The organism is Sunxiuqinia sp., assembly GCF_055140945.1.
Genome location: NZ_JBSQYS010000032.1, coordinates 11,827 through 29,876 on the forward strand (window position 1 = coordinate 11,827; position 18,050 = coordinate 29,876).

At 40.7% G+C, this 18,050-nt stretch carries 14 protein-coding genes; 3 read left to right on the plus strand and 11 right to left on the minus strand.

Annotated elements, in window-relative coordinates; genetic code table 11:
- Window positions 1-28: 28 nt before the first annotated feature.
- The 7 genes from ACTB00_RS14340 to ACTB00_RS14370 form a co-directional block, all read right to left on the minus strand.
- Window positions 29-1,930 (minus strand): BNR repeat-containing protein, encoded by a 1,902-nt coding sequence (locus ACTB00_RS14340; RefSeq protein WP_463300607.1) that lies wholly within the window; start codon window positions 1,928-1,930, stop codon window positions 29-31.
- A gap of 256 nt (window positions 1,931-2,186) precedes the next feature.
- The gene (locus ACTB00_RS14345) at window positions 2,187-3,854 is read right to left on the minus strand and encodes a RagB/SusD family nutrient uptake outer membrane protein (RefSeq protein WP_463300608.1); all 1,668 of its coding nucleotides are present in this window, start codon (window positions 3,852-3,854) and stop codon (window positions 2,187-2,189) included.
- 28 nt (window positions 3,855-3,882) lie between these two features.
- A complete protein-coding gene (locus tag ACTB00_RS14350; protein ID WP_463300609.1) occupies window positions 3,883-7,209 on the minus strand; it encodes a TonB-dependent receptor in 3,327 nt (1,108 codons plus the stop codon).
- 155 nt (window positions 7,210-7,364) lie between these two features.
- Entirely contained in the window at window positions 7,365-8,390 is a 1,026-nt protein-coding gene (locus ACTB00_RS14355) for a FecR family protein (RefSeq protein ID WP_463300610.1), read from the minus strand.
- A 75-nt stretch (window positions 8,391-8,465) separates the two neighbouring features.
- The gene (locus tag ACTB00_RS14360) at window positions 8,466-9,047 is read right to left on the minus strand and encodes an RNA polymerase sigma-70 factor (protein ID WP_463300611.1); all 582 of its coding nucleotides are present in this window, start codon (window positions 9,045-9,047) and stop codon (window positions 8,466-8,468) included.
- Between the two features lie 158 nt (window positions 9,048-9,205).
- Window positions 9,206-9,613, minus strand: a complete 408-nt coding sequence (locus ACTB00_RS14365) for a hypothetical protein (protein ID WP_463300612.1) — start codon at window positions 9,611-9,613, stop codon at window positions 9,206-9,208.
- Window positions 9,614-9,956: 343 nt separating this feature from the next.
- Window positions 9,957-10,370 carry a hypothetical protein gene (locus tag ACTB00_RS14370; RefSeq protein ID WP_463300613.1) on the minus strand — a complete coding sequence of 138 codons (414 nt, stop codon included), beginning with the start codon at window positions 10,368-10,370 and terminating at the stop codon, window positions 9,957-9,959.
- Between the two features lie 177 nt (window positions 10,371-10,547).
- On the opposite strand from ACTB00_RS14370, the gene ACTB00_RS14375 reads away from it, so the two are divergent.
- Window positions 10,548-10,748, plus strand: a complete 201-nt coding sequence (locus tag ACTB00_RS14375) for a YwbE family protein (protein ID WP_463300614.1) — start codon at window positions 10,548-10,550, stop codon at window positions 10,746-10,748.
- Between the two features lie 37 nt (window positions 10,749-10,785).
- Complete coding sequence (locus tag ACTB00_RS14380; RefSeq protein ID WP_463300615.1) at window positions 10,786-11,433, plus strand: MOSC domain-containing protein; 648 nt, start codon at window positions 10,786-10,788, stop codon at window positions 11,431-11,433.
- Between the two features lie 4 nt (window positions 11,434-11,437).
- On the opposite strand, the gene ACTB00_RS14385 is transcribed toward ACTB00_RS14380, so the two are convergent.
- The 3 genes from ACTB00_RS14385 to ACTB00_RS14395 form a co-directional block, all read right to left on the minus strand.
- The gene (locus ACTB00_RS14385; RefSeq protein WP_463300616.1) at window positions 11,438-13,468 is read right to left on the minus strand and encodes a thioredoxin domain-containing protein; all 2,031 of its coding nucleotides are present in this window, start codon (window positions 13,466-13,468) and stop codon (window positions 11,438-11,440) included.
- A gap of 159 nt (window positions 13,469-13,627) precedes the next feature.
- Window positions 13,628-14,410, minus strand: coding sequence for a PhzF family phenazine biosynthesis protein (locus tag ACTB00_RS14390; protein ID WP_463300617.1), 783 nt, complete (start codon window positions 14,408-14,410; stop codon window positions 13,628-13,630).
- Between the two features lie 4 nt (window positions 14,411-14,414).
- Window positions 14,415-16,832 carry a TonB-dependent receptor gene (locus tag ACTB00_RS14395; RefSeq protein ID WP_463300618.1) on the minus strand — a complete coding sequence of 806 codons (2,418 nt, stop codon included), beginning with the start codon at window positions 16,830-16,832 and terminating at the stop codon, window positions 14,415-14,417.
- A gap of 95 nt (window positions 16,833-16,927) precedes the next feature.
- Here ACTB00_RS14395 and ACTB00_RS14400 point away from each other — a divergent pair, with 95 nt between their 5' ends.
- Window positions 16,928-17,341 carry a hypothetical protein gene (locus ACTB00_RS14400; protein WP_463300619.1) on the plus strand — a complete coding sequence of 138 codons (414 nt, stop codon included), beginning with the start codon at window positions 16,928-16,930 and terminating at the stop codon, window positions 17,339-17,341.
- A gap of 21 nt (window positions 17,342-17,362) precedes the next feature.
- Here the strand turns inward: ACTB00_RS14400 and ACTB00_RS14405 are convergent, their stop codons facing one another.
- Window positions 17,363-18,007 carry a YkgJ family cysteine cluster protein gene (locus tag ACTB00_RS14405; protein ID WP_463300620.1) on the minus strand — a complete coding sequence of 215 codons (645 nt, stop codon included), beginning with the start codon at window positions 18,005-18,007 and terminating at the stop codon, window positions 17,363-17,365.
- Window positions 18,008-18,050: the final 43 nt, after the last annotated feature.

The following is an 18,050-nucleotide window of genomic DNA, read 5'->3' on the forward strand; positions in this document are numbered from 1 at the left end:
GTGTTTTAGTATTTGATTTTTAGATGTATTATTTCTCGGAGAGCTGTTTGATTTCGTTGTAATTCAACTTGCGGTTATAGACTTTATAATCGTTGGTTTTCAGGATCAGCTTCCCCGGTTTTAGTTGCTTCACGGACCACTCATCCAGTTCCATCACCTGATCGATTAGTCCATTGATGTAAGTGGTTAATGTCCCATTTGCAAAAACCAATGTCAAGCCAATGGAGGTGTACTTCACCGGATCATACCAAACACCGCCTGTTGAGCGATTGGCCGTTTGCCAGCGATCGGAGTTCCCCAGTATATTGTTACTGTTGGCTACTTGTTCGTCATAACGAAGGTATGGTTTCGCGGTTTCGGTATTCAATCCGTATTCAAATTTGTTGCTTGTAAGCAATGCTCCGGAGTAATTCGCTGTATCCAATTTGATGTTCAGGAAAATGGAAAACTCCTTCGAATCCGGGAGTTTAACTGTTTGGTTGGTTAGCGAATCATCAGAGACTAAACCGTTGTTCAGCGCAATATCTTGGCTCAAGTTATAGTCTGCAAAAATAGATGTGTTAAATCCCAATGGGCGCTTCTCGCTTACAATCCAATCGTAGTAGTTACCGTTCATCCAAGTCAATTTCAATGGAGAATCTTCCCTGTTGGAAACAATAAACGGGCGTACATTATTTAACTCCGAATCTTTGGTTAATGTATCGGTGTGACTGATGGCACCCGATTCGTCGATGGTGTATTTGATCAACTCGTAAACCTCGCCATGCTTACCATCAACGGGCACGGAGCAATAAATTTCGTTCGGATTTTGATCGTCAATAGCCATTCCTCCGCTGTAGCATTTTTCGATCTCTGGCGACTGATGAAAATGACCTCCGGCATTGGTCAGAAAGGTCTTTTGCCATTCACTACCAGTCCAGCGGGCATAGTAATAGTCATGTGAGCTTTTGTCCTCACTGATTCGCACCATGGCGACTCCCGGATGTTCATTTTCGTCCAGCACCACTTGCCAAAGCCAGTCCCGAAGTTGTGTCTGATCAACTACAGCCTGACCATATTTTTGCTGATAGGCTTCCGTTGCGGCAACATGGTGCATCTCATCACCAATTTTTGCGAGTACTTTACCATTGATGTCCTTTAGCTCCATTTTATCAATGTCGATGTAGTTCAGGTACAGATAGTTTGGCATCGTCGGATCAGGATGTCCGGTGGTGTAAGCCATGTAAATTTTATCTTTTCCGTTGCTGACATACTTGGCATAAGGTCTGGAAGCAGTGGACTGAACGATTTGGGTTGGCCCGTCGACTAGTTCAACCTGTCCTTCCTGGTCGGGGATCGATAATTTGGCGATGGTAGGATGCCAGCTGATACCCCGCCAGCATAAGTAAAAATGTTCCGGATCGTCGGACAGGATAAAAGGGGAGGGGTAGGTGGTGTTGTATTTTGTTTCAATTTTTAGTTCCGGGCCCAGATCAGTGATATCTCCGGGATTATTGGATACCCGATAGTAAAAGCAAGGCTCATCAGTATGTCGTGAGTAGAAGACCATCACCCGTTCATCTGGGAGTACCAAAAAGGTTGGATTGTCATGATCGTCCGGTTGAAACCAGGACCGGATTAATACCTCTTGTGTTTCCCCCGTGGCAAAATCGTGCTGAGTCGCTTTAATGTTGCCGTGAATATCGATATAGCCGATAAACGTTTTATTAATCGTTCCCGCTTCATTTTCATAGTGGATGGCACGAGGATCGGCAAACCAGCACCAGGCTCCTTCTTTGGCTACTACGTATGATTGTGTGATATGAGGAGAATCGTGCTTTTTGTTTTCTGAACATCCGGTAAGGCTATAGCAAACGACTAAAATCCACAAGCATCTTTTCAGTGAGTAACTTATCTGGTATGCGGAACGGATTTCTTTTAGCCAATTCACTAAAAAAAATATTTTTGATTGTTCGAAAATTTTTGTGTGCCGGAATGATTTCATCTTTTGGTCAGTTATTGGGTTTGTATTTTATGCGATTATCCTGTTGCAGTTTTCGAAAATAATAAAAGATCTTGTTGTTTGTGTGTCAAATAGAAAAATGTGTGGATGAATGGGTAAAGAGAGGCTACCCGGTATGCAGATAGCCTCTTCTTTTATTGTCCTTTGATAGAGTTAATCTATTTGTTCTTTTGCCACGGTGCAATTAATAGCCAGGGTTTTGTTCCAATTCAGCGTCTTTGTTCAGGTCAATTTCGCTTTGAGGAATAGGAAATAGCATATTATGTTCTTCTATTCCAGTGGTTGCTTCCAGATTACCATCAGCTAAAAATCCGGTTCCGCCCAAACGTGTTGCGCGTTCCAGCAATGTTCCGGTACGAACAAGTGTTTCACGACGGTTTTCCTCTGCTAACAACTCCCGCACACGTTCATCTAAAATGAAATCAAGTGTCATATCGGTTGAGCTAACGCTTGGGGCATGAGCACGAACACGCAACTTATTGATATCATCAGCCGCTCCTTCGGGGTCGTCCTGCATCAAGCGAGCTTCAGCTCTTAGTAAGTAGGTTTCACCTAAGCGCATCATGATGATGTCCTTCCACATTCCCCATCCAAAGGGGTCGCGGGGGTCAAATTGGCCCCATTTCAAGGTAAAGGGTGCCAATCGGTAAATCGTATCCAATTTCGTGATATTGAATGTAGCACCATCGACCAAGGTAAAAGTTGATTCTTCACCATAAGGAATTAGCATGCCACGAATATTATCATAATTAGGATCCGGGTTGTTGAAGTAGAGATTGTGATGTATGGTGTATTCTGAATTACGCATATCACCCTCGTCGTAAAGATTATAGATAACCCAATTGTCCAGACGCAAACGAGCAATACCACGACCTCCTAAAGAGTCACAAGGTACCATTCCCGGGGCATCGTAATAGCCACCATTCCAAATACGACGTAGCTGAGACGCTCCTGTACTTCCACCTGAGACATCGGCAGGGTTTTCTACCTGAAGCCCCCATATTACTTCGGTATTGCCTTGCGATCGGCGCTGTTTGCCCTCCCGAAACATATCAGAAAAGGCGTCTCCTGCAAAATTCATGTCACCATAACGTTCAGTAACAAGACTAAATTTTCCGCTCTCGATGATCGCTGTGCATTGCACTTCCGCTTTGTCGGGTTCATTAATACGGAGATAAACTGTAGCCAACAGTTGACGCGCCATCGACTGGTTGGCACGAGCTTCTTTTGCTGCATCAACATCAGAGAGGTTAGCAATGGCAAAAGTGAGGTCGCTTTCAATCAAAGTATTGACATCGGATTTTGGAGTACGCGTAAAATCTGTTTGAGGACCTGAAAGCGGATCTTTTATAAGAGGAACATCGCCCCAAAAAGTAACCAACTGGTTATAGGCCCACGCTCTGAAGAATTTTGCTTCAGCGCTGTAAGCAGCCAAGTCATCTTGGGTCATATCTGTTGCAGTCGAGTTGTCTGCATTGCTGATCATTACATTGGCATTATTAATCAGTTTATACAAATACCGCCAGTATTTACCTGCTGCAGGATCGGTTGCTGTCAAGGTCGGGTAATTATGATATGGGCGTGCATTGCCGTTTGAGCGCCCCATTGGATTCCAAACGATATCAGTTCCTAACTGGAACATTCCTAAAATAGTTTGATCATCAGTTGTCGTTTTCCAGGTACTAAAATGGTTGTATAATCCGATTGAAGCAGCCTCGAAGCCCAATTTATTGTCGAGAGTGGCCGGAGCGTAAGCATCCAGCACCTTTTCATCTAAAAATGAATCGGAACATGCGGTGATTAATGATATAAATACACATGCACTTATCAGTAATTTAATTTGTTTTTTCATAATAGTTTTCAATTTACTCGTGTGAAAATTAAAGCGTCAGGTTAACACCAAATGAAATTGTTCGAATCGGAGGATAGTTATTCGTCCAATTGTCAGCACCACGCTCGATATAGCTCATTTCCGGGTCCCAGCCAAACCAGTTGGTCCATGTGTGCAGGTTTCTACCTGTTACGAATAAAGTCAAGCTGTTGATCTGATACTTGTTAAGTACTGATTGTGGTACTTTGTAGCTTAGCGTTACATCTTTTAAGCGAACGTAGCTCCAATCTTCAGGGAAGCCGTATCCACGGTAGTTTTTGTAGGCAGCCAAAGAAGGCCAGTAGTTACTTTGATTTTCTTCTGTCCAATACTCAAAGCCGGATGGTACATTTCGTCTGAAAGCCAAGTCGGCATACTGTAAGTTATTATTTCTCTTTAAACCGCCATGAGAGATCTGAAAAAATGCACGAAGAGAGAAGTTCTTATAGTTGATCGTATTGGTAAAACCGCCGGTCCAGGAAGGATCAGTGCGACCTAAGACAACTCTATCTTCTTGGCCGGTAATCTGACCATCAGCTTTATCAGCTACGCCGTCGCCATCTGTATCAATCGATAATTGGTCTTTAAATTTCAGGTCGCCGGGAATCGCAATAGGGTCACTGCCTGATGGATCTTCATCTTGTTGCCAAATTCCCAGTTTCTCATAGTCGTAGAAACTATTCAACGGCTTACCAATAAACCATCGGTTCCCAACATCATCTTTTCCGTCACCATACAGTTCTAAGATTTCATTTCTATAGGTTGAGAAATTAAAGTCTGTTGTCCACTCAAATTCATTGGTTTTAATGTTGACTGTCTTCAGGGTAATATCCAAACCAATATTCTGCATTTTACCTAAGTTCGCCCAAATATTTGAATAACCTGTAATTCCAGGTAGATTACGTTTTAAAAGAATGTCGTCGGTTTTCGTTTTGTAGGCTTCAACCGAACCACTTACTCTAAAGTCGAACAAACTGAAGTCAACACCAATATTGGTCGATGTTGTTGTTTCCCAGTTTAGATTAGCATTACCCAATTTGTTGTTGAGAATACCCGTATAAGCTGTTCCTTCAAAAGGATACTGAACGGTTTCTGCTGTCGATTGAGTTTGATTAACATCAATTGCCATGTTACCGGTTGTTCCGTATGACAAACGCAGTTTCAATTGTTGAACAACAGGATTGTCTTGCATAAAGCTTTCATTGGCAATATTCCATCCCAAGGCTACTGACGGAAACATACCATATTTGCTGGTATTGGCTCCAAAAGCAGAATAACCGTCGCGACGTGCAGTGAAGGTGAAAAGATATCGGCTATCGTATGAATAGTTCAACCGTCCCATTTGAGACAATAGTGAGTATTTGTTTCCTTCTGAATCAATTGACTGAGATACTCCTGCACTCATCTTGTAATACGTAAGGGCATCGTTGATGAATGAACGTGAAGTTCCCCAGCTTCTAAAGTATTTCACTTCCTGCGCACTGTACAGGCCGGTGAAATCAATATGGTGTTTGTCGAAATCTTTTGTATATGATAGAATATTCTCAATAACCCAGTTATCAGTCTGGCTATTGTCAACAGTAGCAGTACCGCTTTGGTCGTTTGAAGCGCGACCGGAATAACCTGCTTTTCTGTTTATATTGAAAATGTAAGACGCGTTCATCCGATACTTCAATCCTGGAATTCCGGGAGTTACTTCAATATATCCGTTTCCGGTCAGGTTCATGTTCCTGTCCAAACGATCTTCGGTTAAACCTAACAATGGGTTTTCCCATAACAGCTCCGGAGACATCGGATAAGTAATGTAATTGCCATTTTCATCGCGAGGTTTTGAAAACGGGCTCATTGCTGTTGCTTCAAGGAAGTTAACACGACCACCATCGTAATTATTATTCGTGAAGAATGTAGAAGTTCCGATTTTCAGATAGTCATTGATTTTCGCATCGATGTTTGAGCGGAAACTGGCTCTTTTGAACTGGTAACCTTTGACGACACCTTTCTCATCCAAATAACCTCCGGAAACAAAATACTGCATTTTGTCTGTTCCTCCGGAAATGCTGATACTGTGATCCTGAATAATACCGGTTTGTGTTGCTTCATCTAACCAATCCACGGGCTTAAATTGGCCATCTTGCCACAGGTTATAATTCTCAATCTCTGATTGGTTCGGTAAAACATTCTGTTGTGTCAAGCCGTTAACAACATGGTAGTCGGTGTATTTCTGTATGTATTGCTCAGGGCCCATTGGCTGTAGTTTATGCGCAATCGATTCGATACCTACGTGGCCATTGTAAGTAATCTTAGGTTTTCCGTCTTGGGGGTTACCACGCTTTGTGGTAATTAATATGACACCATTCGTGCCGCGGGTACCATAAATAGCTACGGCTGAAGCATCTTTTAGAATCTCAATTGATTCTATGTCATTCGGATTAATATCATTTGTTACGCCAAAGAATGGGATGCCATCCAATACAATGAATGGACTTGTATTTGCATTAATGGAGTTTACTCCTCGAATTTGCATGTCACCAGAGCTTCCCGGCACCGATGAGGTTTGTGTTATATTTAACCCTGCTGTCGATCCCTCGATGGCGTGCATGAGGTTGGTAACAGGCACTTTTCCTAAACGATCAGAGGGTACTGATGTCACCGAACCAGTAATGTCTGATCGTTTCTGCACACCGTATCCAACAACCACAACTTCATCAACACCAATGGCTTCATCTTGTAGTGTTATTGATATTGTTCGCTTGTCTCCAATTAAAACTTCTCTGCTGGCCATTCCTACAAATGAAAACACGAGTACATCATCAGCAGTTGCTTGAATCGTATAATTTCCATCAAAGTCAGTAATCGTTCCGTTAGTAGTCCCTTTGAGGACTACTGTTACTCCGGGCAATGGATCTCCACTAGAGTCAGTTACCTGTCCTGTAATTTCTCTTTGGCTAATAACTGTTTGATTGCTAGAGTTCTTCGGTGTAATAATAATCTGCCGCTCCATCACAACGTATTTGACGTTCTCATCTTTAAATAATTGATCGAGAACGTCTTCGATGTTTTTGCTGTCAATCTGAACACTCACCGTTTTTTCTACATCAATTAAATCATTGTTGTAAAGAAAATAGTAGTTTGTTGTGTTTTCAATTTCTTTCAGCGCATACTTGATAGAAGTATTATTCAGGTTCAGCGAGATTTTTGAACTCTGAGAATAGGTTCCTGAAGCTATGCTGCTCAATACAGAGAAGCATATGAAAAATACGGTTAGTTTCATAATAATAAAAACTCTTAGCCGGGCAATCTTTTGTAAGATGTCCAGCACATTTACATTTTTTTCCATAGATTTGTAACGTATTAGTTAGTACAATTTTATATGACCTGAATTTTCGGTTCAGGTTGAAGAATTGAACAGGGGAGTGCGTCAACACTTTCCTGTTTTTTTTTGAGATTGATTTGTTTACATAGGCAATTTCATTTTTGTTAATGTAATTGAGTTTATTTTCTTGATAAGATAATTTTTTGTTTGTTTTCACCGGTGTTGTCTTCAACGAATTGGTATTCGATTGGCGACATAATGCTTAGGAATTGAAGTACTTGCTCCAATGAATTATCATTGAATGTACCCGTGATATGCTCTTTCAGTAGCTCTTTGTCTTTTACTTCTATTTTTACATTGTACCAGTTTTCCAGTCTGGAAACTACTTTTTCAACCGGATCGTCGAAGAATACAATCAGCCCTTCTTTCCATGCTGTGTAGCGTTTGAGGTCTGCGTCCTTTGTGTGAAGAATTTGGTTGGAACTCAAATTATAGCTCGCAACTTCCAATGGGTTTAGGTCGAGTAACTGTTTCGAATCGTTATTCGTTGTTTTTAAAATACTAACTTTTCCTTCTTTCAAAGCAACCGTTATTTCATCTTCATTTTCATAGGCATTTACATTGAAGGAGGTTCCAAGTACTTTGATATCCAATTTTGAAGTCGATACGATAAAAGGGTGCTTACGATCTTTTGTAACTTCAAAAAAGCCTTCGCCTACCAGTTGAACTTTGCGTTGCTGTTGATTTTCGAAAGAAGTTGGGAAACTTAACCGACTACCGGCATTCAGCCAAACAGTAGTTCCGTCGGCTAATTGAAGTTGTGTTTGTGTGCCGAACGCGGCTTTGACTTCCTGATAAATTACGTAGTCGGAATTAATTGTTGGCTTTAGAAGAAAGTTGAAGGCCGACGAAATTAGTATAGATACTACTAAAACTGCGGCAGCTTGTTTCCAATAGGTTAACCAACGTGTTTTTCGGTTGAATCCAGGGATTTGTTTTTTGGATTCTTTTAAGGCAAACTCGGTATCAATCGTATCGTTTAAAGTCAGCAGTCTGGAGTCTTTCCAAAGTTTCCGGTAAGCCTCAAATGATTGTTTATTGGCTGATGATTGATTGACCCAGTTGGTTATCGTTTGTTTCTCTTCTGGGGTTGAATGACCAGAAAAGTCTTTAATTATTAATGATTCGATCTGCGATTTCTCCACGGCTATTCCTTTGTTTTTCTTAAGGACGTTGAAATAGGTGGAGTACCCTAGATTAATTCTTGTTTTTTTATTTTTTTAGTGAGTTATCCGATAAATTAAAATGACAATCGGCAGGTAGTCTTTTAGTTTCGAACGAAGTATTTTTAATGATCGACTCATTAGTCCTTCCACTGCTTTTACCGAGATGCCCATTTTTTTTGCTATCTCCGGATAGGTGAGGTTTTCAAACCTGCTGTATTCAAAGGCAATTCTGCATCGGTCGGGTAGTTGGGTAAGTGTCTGCACCAGTTTCTCTTCAAACTCATGAGATAGTAGTTGTGCATCAGCTTGATGATCGATAGACTTGTTGGCTATAATCGTATTTAATTCATGATGATGTGGCTCTTTACGTATATGGTCGATGCATTTATTGCGAACCATAAATGATAGATATGAAGATAAATTCTCAATAGTATCAACTTGATTTCGTTTTTCCCAAAATTTTATAAAGCAATCCTGTACCAGACTTTGCGCAAGGTCAAGATCATTAAGGTAAATGTTTGCCTGAGCACACAGGGCTTTGTAATACTTTCTGAAGATAAAATCGTAAGCTTTTTCCTGACCTTCTTTTAAAGCCAGAATTAGAAATGCATCATTCTCTATGAATTTGTTTACCATCAAGTAACTACTATACGAATTGGGTCAATTAATTTGAATTACAAATAAAGCTAATTTTTGAGTAGGAAGAAACATGATCGGTATAGGCACAAAAAAAACAGGTCTTCTAAATCTGATAAAATAGAAACCTGTTTGAAGTATATTGTAAATTATCTTTTTTAATCGATACTCTTAAATTCGTTAATGGTTGAATCAGCCAGTTCATAACTCGGTTTGTAGTCATCTAAACGGAAGAATCCGGTAGTCATGCGGTGAAGTTCTCCATGAATTTGCTCCATGGATTGCGTAATACGCGATCGGAACAAACTGGCACAATTGGTACATGGAGAACCTTGGATATCAATCGTTTCGTTAAATGCTGATTTCAACTCATCAATGGAGTCATCATATTGTCGGTCAGCAAAAAAATCTTGAGAATTTAGCAGGCATTGATTGATTGCAGATCGTTTTTTGGCGCACTTACGTCCGTTATATTGACAACTAACAAATTGTATCGGTTCACTTTTTAATGTTCTTTCACGTTTTCCACTTAGCCGTGAAAAAATCCATCCCTTCGTTTCTTTCATTATTTCTATACTAAAATTATCACTAGCACACACTGCTGATCCTTTTCACGAATCGAAAAAATATAGAAATCCCTTTTGTTATTTTTAATATACGCTTAAAACTAATTAAATATTTGGGAAATATAAAGCGGTATGTTATATAAGATGTTTATAGAAGTAGTAAGGGATGGTTAACTTTGGTTTAATGATTTTTAACATTCTTTCTGCGTGTAGTAAAAATGTCGTGTCGAATGCAGTCGCTTAGGTCAATTTACATTAATTACAGGAGTGGAAGTTTGGTGAGCTTATGATTGTTAAAAGCTGTGGATGAATGTAATAGACAAATTTCGTTTTGACTGCAAATTTATTTGTTAAGCTGTCTGAGTTCTTCCATCACTGAAACAGCATATTGGTAACTGATTTTGTAACGTCTGGAACCGAACAGACCTGTTGTCATTCTTCGCAATTCCTGATTTACTTGCTCCATAGATTCTAAAATCCGATGCCGAAATAAGCTTGCGCATTGATTGCATGGACTATCTTGTAGATCGAGTGTTTTGTGAAAGGCAGCTTTTAGTTCATCAATGGAATGATTATACTGACGATCTTGAAAGAGTTCGTGCGAGCTTTTAATATTCTTATTGATTTCTGATCGCTGATCGATACAGCGATTTCCTCCGCGCGGACAATTTTCCAGATGAATAGGATCATTTTCTTTTGTGCTCTGACCGCCATTCTTTTTAAAAGAAGAAAATTCCCAGTCCCTTTTAGTCGTCATAACTCCCGAATTTTGTAGATACTTCTAGTTGTTCAGATAAAGACAAAAAACTCTGATATTTGTTTTTGTGAAAATAGAAAAAGAATATCAACTTTTTTATATCTGCAATATTCTGTGCCTCTAATTAATAGTAATTTTTTAATATCACGAAATAATTGTTTCTTCGAAAATAAAAAGATGGAAGGTACAAAACGGAGCAATATACAGATTGAAAGTCATGTTGAAATCGTGCAAAAGCATCATCAACGAACAGGCGAGCTGACCGATGGATACGTGGCGCAGATTCTAACAAAATCACCGAATCATCCACATGGAATAAAGGTAAGGCTTGAGACCGGAGAAGTCGGTCGGGTGAAAAAGATTCTCGAAGATGATTAGCGGATGAGCCGCACTAAATATTGCAATTAAACATACGATGAAAGTACGATCAACCAACATTGGCCAGCCTGTAGAAATCGAGTGGCGCGGCAAAAACGTAAGAACAGGAATTTATAAGTATCCGACGAACTCACCTCTATTATTGGAGCAAGAAGATGTCAAAGATGACCATGTGATTGATCGCCGCTACCATGGTGGAGTGGATAAGGCCTGCTACATTTATGGATCAAATAACTATCCGTTTTGGCAAGAGCGTTATCCGACTCTGGACTGGCAATGGGGGATGTTTGGCGAAAATTTGACGATTGAAGGAATTGACGAGTCGAAAATACATATTGGAGATATTTACCGACTTGGAGGTGCGTTGGTGCAAGTAACCCAGCCGCGTCAACCATGTTTTAAACTGGGTATTCGGATGGAAAGCCAGAAGGCTGTTCGTGAATTTTTTGAATCTCCGTATCCGGGCGTTTATGTTCGTGTTCTGGAAAATGGTCTGGTTGCTGTCGGTGATGAAATGATTATTGAACAGTCGGCACCAAATAATATGAGTTTGAGTGAGATCTTTGCCCTTTTTACCCACGAAATTGATAACGTGAAAAAATTGCAACAGGCGATTGAAATTCCTGAACTGGCAGCAGCCTGCCGCAAGGATTTGAAAAAGCTTTTGTCATTTGCCGAAGAATAGTGGTTTATTCGTCGGTAGCGATTATTTGTAAAGCCTCCTTTGTGCTTTCAACCGGAAGCCGGCAAGTGTTATTCTGGCAAATGTAAATGAGTGTTTTCCCGTTTACAATCCGGTTTTTTAATAACGGAAGCTGCTTATCTGTCGAGCCGGCGCAAAAGAGGCAATTTGGAAGATAATCTTCTTGTAGCTTTTTCAGTTTTTTAATCGCATCCTCCCCGGCTAGGACGACCTCAAAATGCTTGTCGGTAAAATCGAGTGCTACATGAAGCCAGTTGGAATAACCTCCCGGGTAGTTTTTGAAATCATCCACCATTTTTGAAACCATACGTTCGGCTATTTTCAAATAATCCTGATTGGCAGTTAAGTGCCCCAAACGAATCAGGTTGTTGGCCATGACCGAATTTGAAGCCGGAATAACATTGTCGTGTACTTCTATACTTCGGTTAATGACATCTGTTTGAGATTTTGGTGTAAAGTAGAAAATCGATTTTCCGGAATCGTAAAACTGCTCAAAGGTTTTATTTGTCAGTAGCTTGGCATCTTCCAAATAGGGGATGTTTCCGGTCGTTTCAAACAGATCAAGCAAGGCTTGAATCATCAACGCGTAATCCTCCAGAAAACCATCTATTTTACTGATGTCATTTTTATAAGAATGCTTTAGAGAACCATCACTACCCATTTGTTTCTCTTTTATAAATCGCATATTTTTTTCAGCCAGCTCCAAAAACCCGGTATTGCCCAATGCCTGATAGGAATCAACCAAGCCAGATATTGCCAACGCATTCCAGGAGCTTAGAATTTTATCATCCAGCCCCGGTCTGATGCGTGATTCACGTTCTTTTAACAAGGTTGTTTGCCAATTTTTTACTTTATCTTTTAAGTCGCTTAAAATTAACTCATGTTCTTCGGCAAAAGCCTTATCGGTTTGACGACGTAACAAAATGTAATTGCCATCTTCCCAATAACCCGTTGCGTTGATATTGTAGTACTTGCTAAACAGCTCGAATTCGTCCTTCAACAGTTGCTGCAGCTCCTGCTTTGTCCATACATAAAACTTACCTTCTTCACCTTCGCTATCGGCATCCAATGAAGAGTAAAATCCATGTTCAGGTGAACGCATTTCCCGTTTTAGAAAGTCAATGGTTTGATTGATTACTTCAGCATATAATGGATTTTTCGTTTTTTTGAATGCCTGAGCATAAACGCTAAGTAGTTGGCCATTGTCGTAGAGCATTTTTTCAAAATGAGGGACTTTCCAATTCGCATCAGTTGAATAGCGGGCAAACCCTCCTCCAACTTGGTCGTAGATTCCACCCATTGCCATTTTACTTAAGGTTGTTTCAACATATTCCAATATGTCAACATCATTGGTTTGATGCGCCCATCGCAATAGAAAACTGAGATTATTGGGCATCATAAATTTAGGAGCTCCTGCATTGCCTCCTTCCTGATAATCAAAATTTGACTGCCAGTGTTGAACAGCTTGTTTTAAGTGCTCAATAGTAATTTCCTGACCTTTTTTGCTAACCGGAATTAGATTGCTATCGCTTATTCCTTGTTTTAATCGTTCGGCGTATTCAACTGTTTTTTCAGGATTTTCCTGATAGAAGTTGTGCACTTGCAGCAGTGTATTCATCCAGACATCTTTCATGAAATAAGTACCGCCCCAGAATGGTCGTCCATCAGGCAGAGCAATGACATTGAGCGGCCAGCCGCCACGTTGAGTCATTAGCTGCACGGCTGTCATATAAATCTGGTCAATGTCAGGCCGTTCCTCCCGGTCAACTTTAATGCAAACGAAGTAATCGTTCATTACCTGAGCAATAGCACGGTCTTCAAAGGATTCGTGCTCCATGACATGGCACCAATGGCAGGCGGCATAACCAATACTGATGAGCAGCAGTTTGTTTTCTTTTTTTGCCTTTTCAAGTGCTTCATCTCCCCACGGCATCCAGTTTACCGGATTGTGAGCATGTTGTAGCAGATAGGGCGAAGTTTCGTGAATTAGTTGGTTGGTATATTGATGCTTTTCCATAGTTTTTCGATTTTTTGAATAACAACTTATTGTGCTCCATGTAAATAGCACAATAAGCCATTTCAAATTTGATCTCATAACTAGTGAAACAAGAACAGAATAGGAAAGTTTTCCTTTGTATGTTAGGATGAAAGAAGACGAAGTTTTTAGAATCGCTGCTTAAACGAAGATTTCGCCCCGGAGGTAAGTTTTGGCTTTACCGGCGATTAAAACGCGATTGCCTTTTAAGATGCACTGTAGTTTTCCTCCGCGTTCGGAAATTTGCTTTGCCGACAATTCCTTTTTATTTAATCTGTCAGCCCAGTATGGAGTCAGTGTTGTGTGGGCTGATCCGGTTACCGGGTCTTCATTGATGCCAACCCCTGGAGCAAAGAAACGGCTAACAAAATCAACTTCTTTCCCGGGAGCAGTGATGATAATTCCGCGAGCTCCGGTTTTCGATAAAACTCCAAAGTCGGGATTCACTTGTTCGATGTCTTCTTGCTTTTCGCAGATAAATAAATAATCTGTTTTGCCTAGAAAACACTTTTGGGGTTTCAATCCAATAGCATTGGTTAAATCGGTTGGTTCAGCTATTTCATTGATATGATCAGCGGGGAAATTTAATTCCAACAATTCATCTTTTTTCACCACTGTAAGTTCACCGCTTCGGCTTCCAAAGGTGATTTTGTTGGACGGGTAACTGGCTTCGTGGAAAATGGTATGTGCCGTGGCGAGTGTCGCATGTCCGCATAGGTCAACTTCGGCCTTGGGGGTAAACCATCGAATTTCGAACCCGGCTTTCGTTGGAACAAAAAAGGCCGTTTCAGACAAGTTATTTTCCAGTGCGATGGATTGCATCAACTGATCGGGTAACCAGTTTTCAAGTGAAACTACGGCTGCCGGATTTCCTTGGAACAGTTCTTCTGCAAAAGCGTCAACTTGAAAAATAGGAAGCTTCATTGGTCTAAAATTTTATTGATAGTTTCAAATTTAGTTTTCGATTGGTCAGGTAGTTTGGAACAGCATACATGTCGCCAGTGTTGCTGGACACCCAAAAGTAGGAAACGGTGTTGTTGATGCCGAGTAGGTTGAGGATCTCTAAACTGACCCACATATTTTTCACTTTGCTGAGTAATTTGCTGCTGTGTTGTGTTTCCGGTCCGATAAGTATTTTTGAAAAGCCAATATCCAAACGACGATAAGGTGGCATTTTATAGGTGTCCATATAACGTTCTGAATTTGGTGGTCCGGTAGGTAGCCTTGCCCCATAAAACGCTGCCAGGTGCATTTTGTAGCTTGGATTGCCCGGGAAGTAGTCCTGAAAAAATAAGCTCACATTTACTCTCTGATCAGTTGGTCGTCGTATCCAACCATGACCATCGCCAACAACGTCTTCCTTGGTTTGAAGTAACGAAACGCTGGCCCATGATTGCACACCACTAACGAACTCTCCATTAACTTTAAAGTCTATGCCGGTTGCATATCCGGTAGACTCCTGGTCTCCTAAATAACGAATTTGAACATTCTCTACCTGATAGGGGACCAGGTGCGAAAAGTTTTTGTAAAAGACCTCTGAAGTCAGTTTAAACGGCCGGTCCCAGGCTCTGAATAAATAATCAGAGCCAAGAACAAACTGGGTTGATTTCTGTGCTTTTACGTCGGAATTTATATTGCCGTCACGATCTTTTAGTTCTTTAAAAAAAGCAGGTTGCTGGTAACTACCGCCAGCAATTCGAAACGAAATATTGGTTTCCCAATCGGGGTAGTAATTAAGTGCAAAACGCGGGCTCAACAAAAACTCACTGCTAAAATCCCAATAATGAAATCGAAGTCCGCCTGTCACATAGAGCTCGCCCCTGTTGATTGGAATAGCGTAGGTGTCTTGAACGTGCCCCGTAATTCGCATGTTTTGCATCTGGTTGTCAGTTGTAACAACTCTTGCAAGCGTCACATTTTCATCAGAATATGGCACGCTATAGCCTGTTGAGTCACGAAGTTCCCATTCATTAATTCGGTCGTCAATATCTTCTAATTGAAATTTCACGCCCCAATTCAGCAGATGATCAGTGGTGTTGTATGCCCCTTTGTGCGAAAAGCTATAAACATGCGCTTCTAATTTGTTGCGTGCGTGATTTAAAAAAGTCCCGATCCCCAGGTTTAAAATACTATCACCAACGGACTCGGATGCCAGATCTCGCTCTAATTCGTTGAGGTAGTAATCTCCTAAAATATCATAGTTAACTTCTTCTTTGGTTTGAAATGCTGAAGCAATAAATTTCAGGTTCAGGTCATTCGAAGGATGATAGTTTGCTGACAATGCACCAAGCAGCGTTTGGAATTTATCTTTTTCCTGTCCCTCAAAATAGACCTTGGTGTTGTAGGCTGTTTCAAAAGTTCCGAAAGATGTTTCGCGGGTTTGAGGGATGAAATTGTAGTTGTTTTGAGAGACATTTCCGAGAAACGACAAATCAAACTGATCAGAAAAACGATAAGTCACGTATGTTTGAAGGTCAACAAAATTAGGGTTGTATTCTCCCTTCTCATCCAGACTGCCAAGTAGATAACGATTTGTTTTGTAACGCACGCCTCCGGTATAACTTAACTTTTTGTTTTTGCTGATATCTTCTACGTGCAAATTTCCACCCAGCATACTAATGGCAGCACTACCGTTAAATTCTGTCGGTTTACGGTATTTGATGTCCAAAACAGAAGCCATTTTATCGCCATACTTGGCATCAAAGCCACCAGCCGAAAACTCAATACTGGAAACCATGTCGGAGTTAATAAAACTCAAGCCTTCCTGGCGGCCGGAGCGAACCAGAAACGGGCGGTAAATCTCAATATCGTTCACATAAACCAGGTTCTCATCGAAGTTCCCTCCGCGAACGGAATATTGAGAGCTGAGCTCGTTGTTGGACGAAACTCCCGGCAATGTTTTTATCAGTGCTTCAACTCCACTGGACGAAGCATCGGGCATGATATTGGTAAATTTCGGATCAATACGGCTAATGTTCCCATTTCCTTTTCTACTTCTTGAAACCTGAACTTCTCCAATTTCCTCCGAATTTATTTGCAGTTGCAGGTTTAGTTCGATTCGTTCTTCCGCATTTGCCTCAATTGTTTTTTCTTGCGGCAAATAGCCTAAAAGCGAAAACACGATGGTAACTTGTTTCTCTGCGGGGACGCGAAGCAGGTATTCACCTTTTCGATCGGTTACCGTGCCAATCGGGTAGTTTTTAATTGAAATATTGGCTAATTCAAGGGCTCGTCCTTTTTCGCCGGTGACCACTCCATAGATTGTTGCATTATTACTTTGTGCAAATACCCGGGGCGAAATAAGAATACAAAGTAGTACGAAGAGTATTAGATGTCTGGAATTCATGCGCACAAAAGTAATAATTCTTTGATCTATATAAACTCATTTTATTTTGATTAATTGTGCTTATCTTTATATTTCGTTAAACACCAATAGTGATTATGGAACGTCGAGATTACTTGCTGCATCAGATTCAGGAAATGGGCGCATTTTTAGTCCGCCTGATCTTACGATTGAAGAAGAAAGAACATCAGCCGGCTGCTGCTATTCAAAAAGTGTCATCTGAACTGGAAGAGGAACTGGATTTGGTATTGAAAGACTTGCTTTTTCTGGAAGATGAGGCTTTTGTTGAACTATTGCAAGAAAAATTAGTATTGCTGGAAAATATGGAGCAGTTTGCCAGTTTGTTGGAGCAATTGGGAGATGTGGCCTTGGTTGATGAAACCTTCTTACGTCAGCAACTGTATTATCATAAAGCAATTGTGCTGCTGGATTTTACCGAGCGGGAAAGCCAAAGTTTTTCGATGGAACGGCAAGATCGTATTGCTGGTCTTCGCTTGAAAATCAATGGGTAGGTTTTTATGAATTATGGGTTTCTATCCGTTAAGTAAATTCTTTAGTCCTTCTTCTAAACGAAATTCGGCTATCTCAATGCCGTTTTCTTTTAGAGCTGCGATGAATCCTTCATTCATCATGCGACCGGCCATTAACGGAAAATCTAATAGTGCCGGGTAGTTATTTTCATTCTCCGGGTTTTGATAAAACTCAATACAACTGATAACATTGGTCGAAAGATAGATGCGGCATGCCATTGGTCGAGCCTCGTACGCGGAGCACGAGCCATCCTTTAATAATGGGCACGGGCTTTTGTAGTTTAACATATCCTTTTCTTCTAATGCTGAAGTTTGTTTGTTCTTGGCAATTGCTTTTTCCCGAACCTGATTTTTTTGGTCGCTGCTGAAGTTCTTTTTGATAAAATGATCGAGATAGTGCAACTCGTAGGAGTTGGCAAATACCGCCTGACGGCAGCAGTAATCGCACCCCTTTCTGCAATGAATAGCTATGCCTTGCTTTTGAGCCATTGCCGATAACGATTCTATCAGTTGATCGATGGCGTGGTACATTTGTGCCATGGTTTGAAATAAATCCTCCTCGGCATAATCGTTTTTTGCCGCCTGTAATCCCAGTTGGTAACCATCGTTGTAGAAAAGCTGTTCGTGTTCTGATAACGGTTCTGCCATTGTAATTTTTTCCGCAAGGTATAAAATTGAACTGTATTTTTTG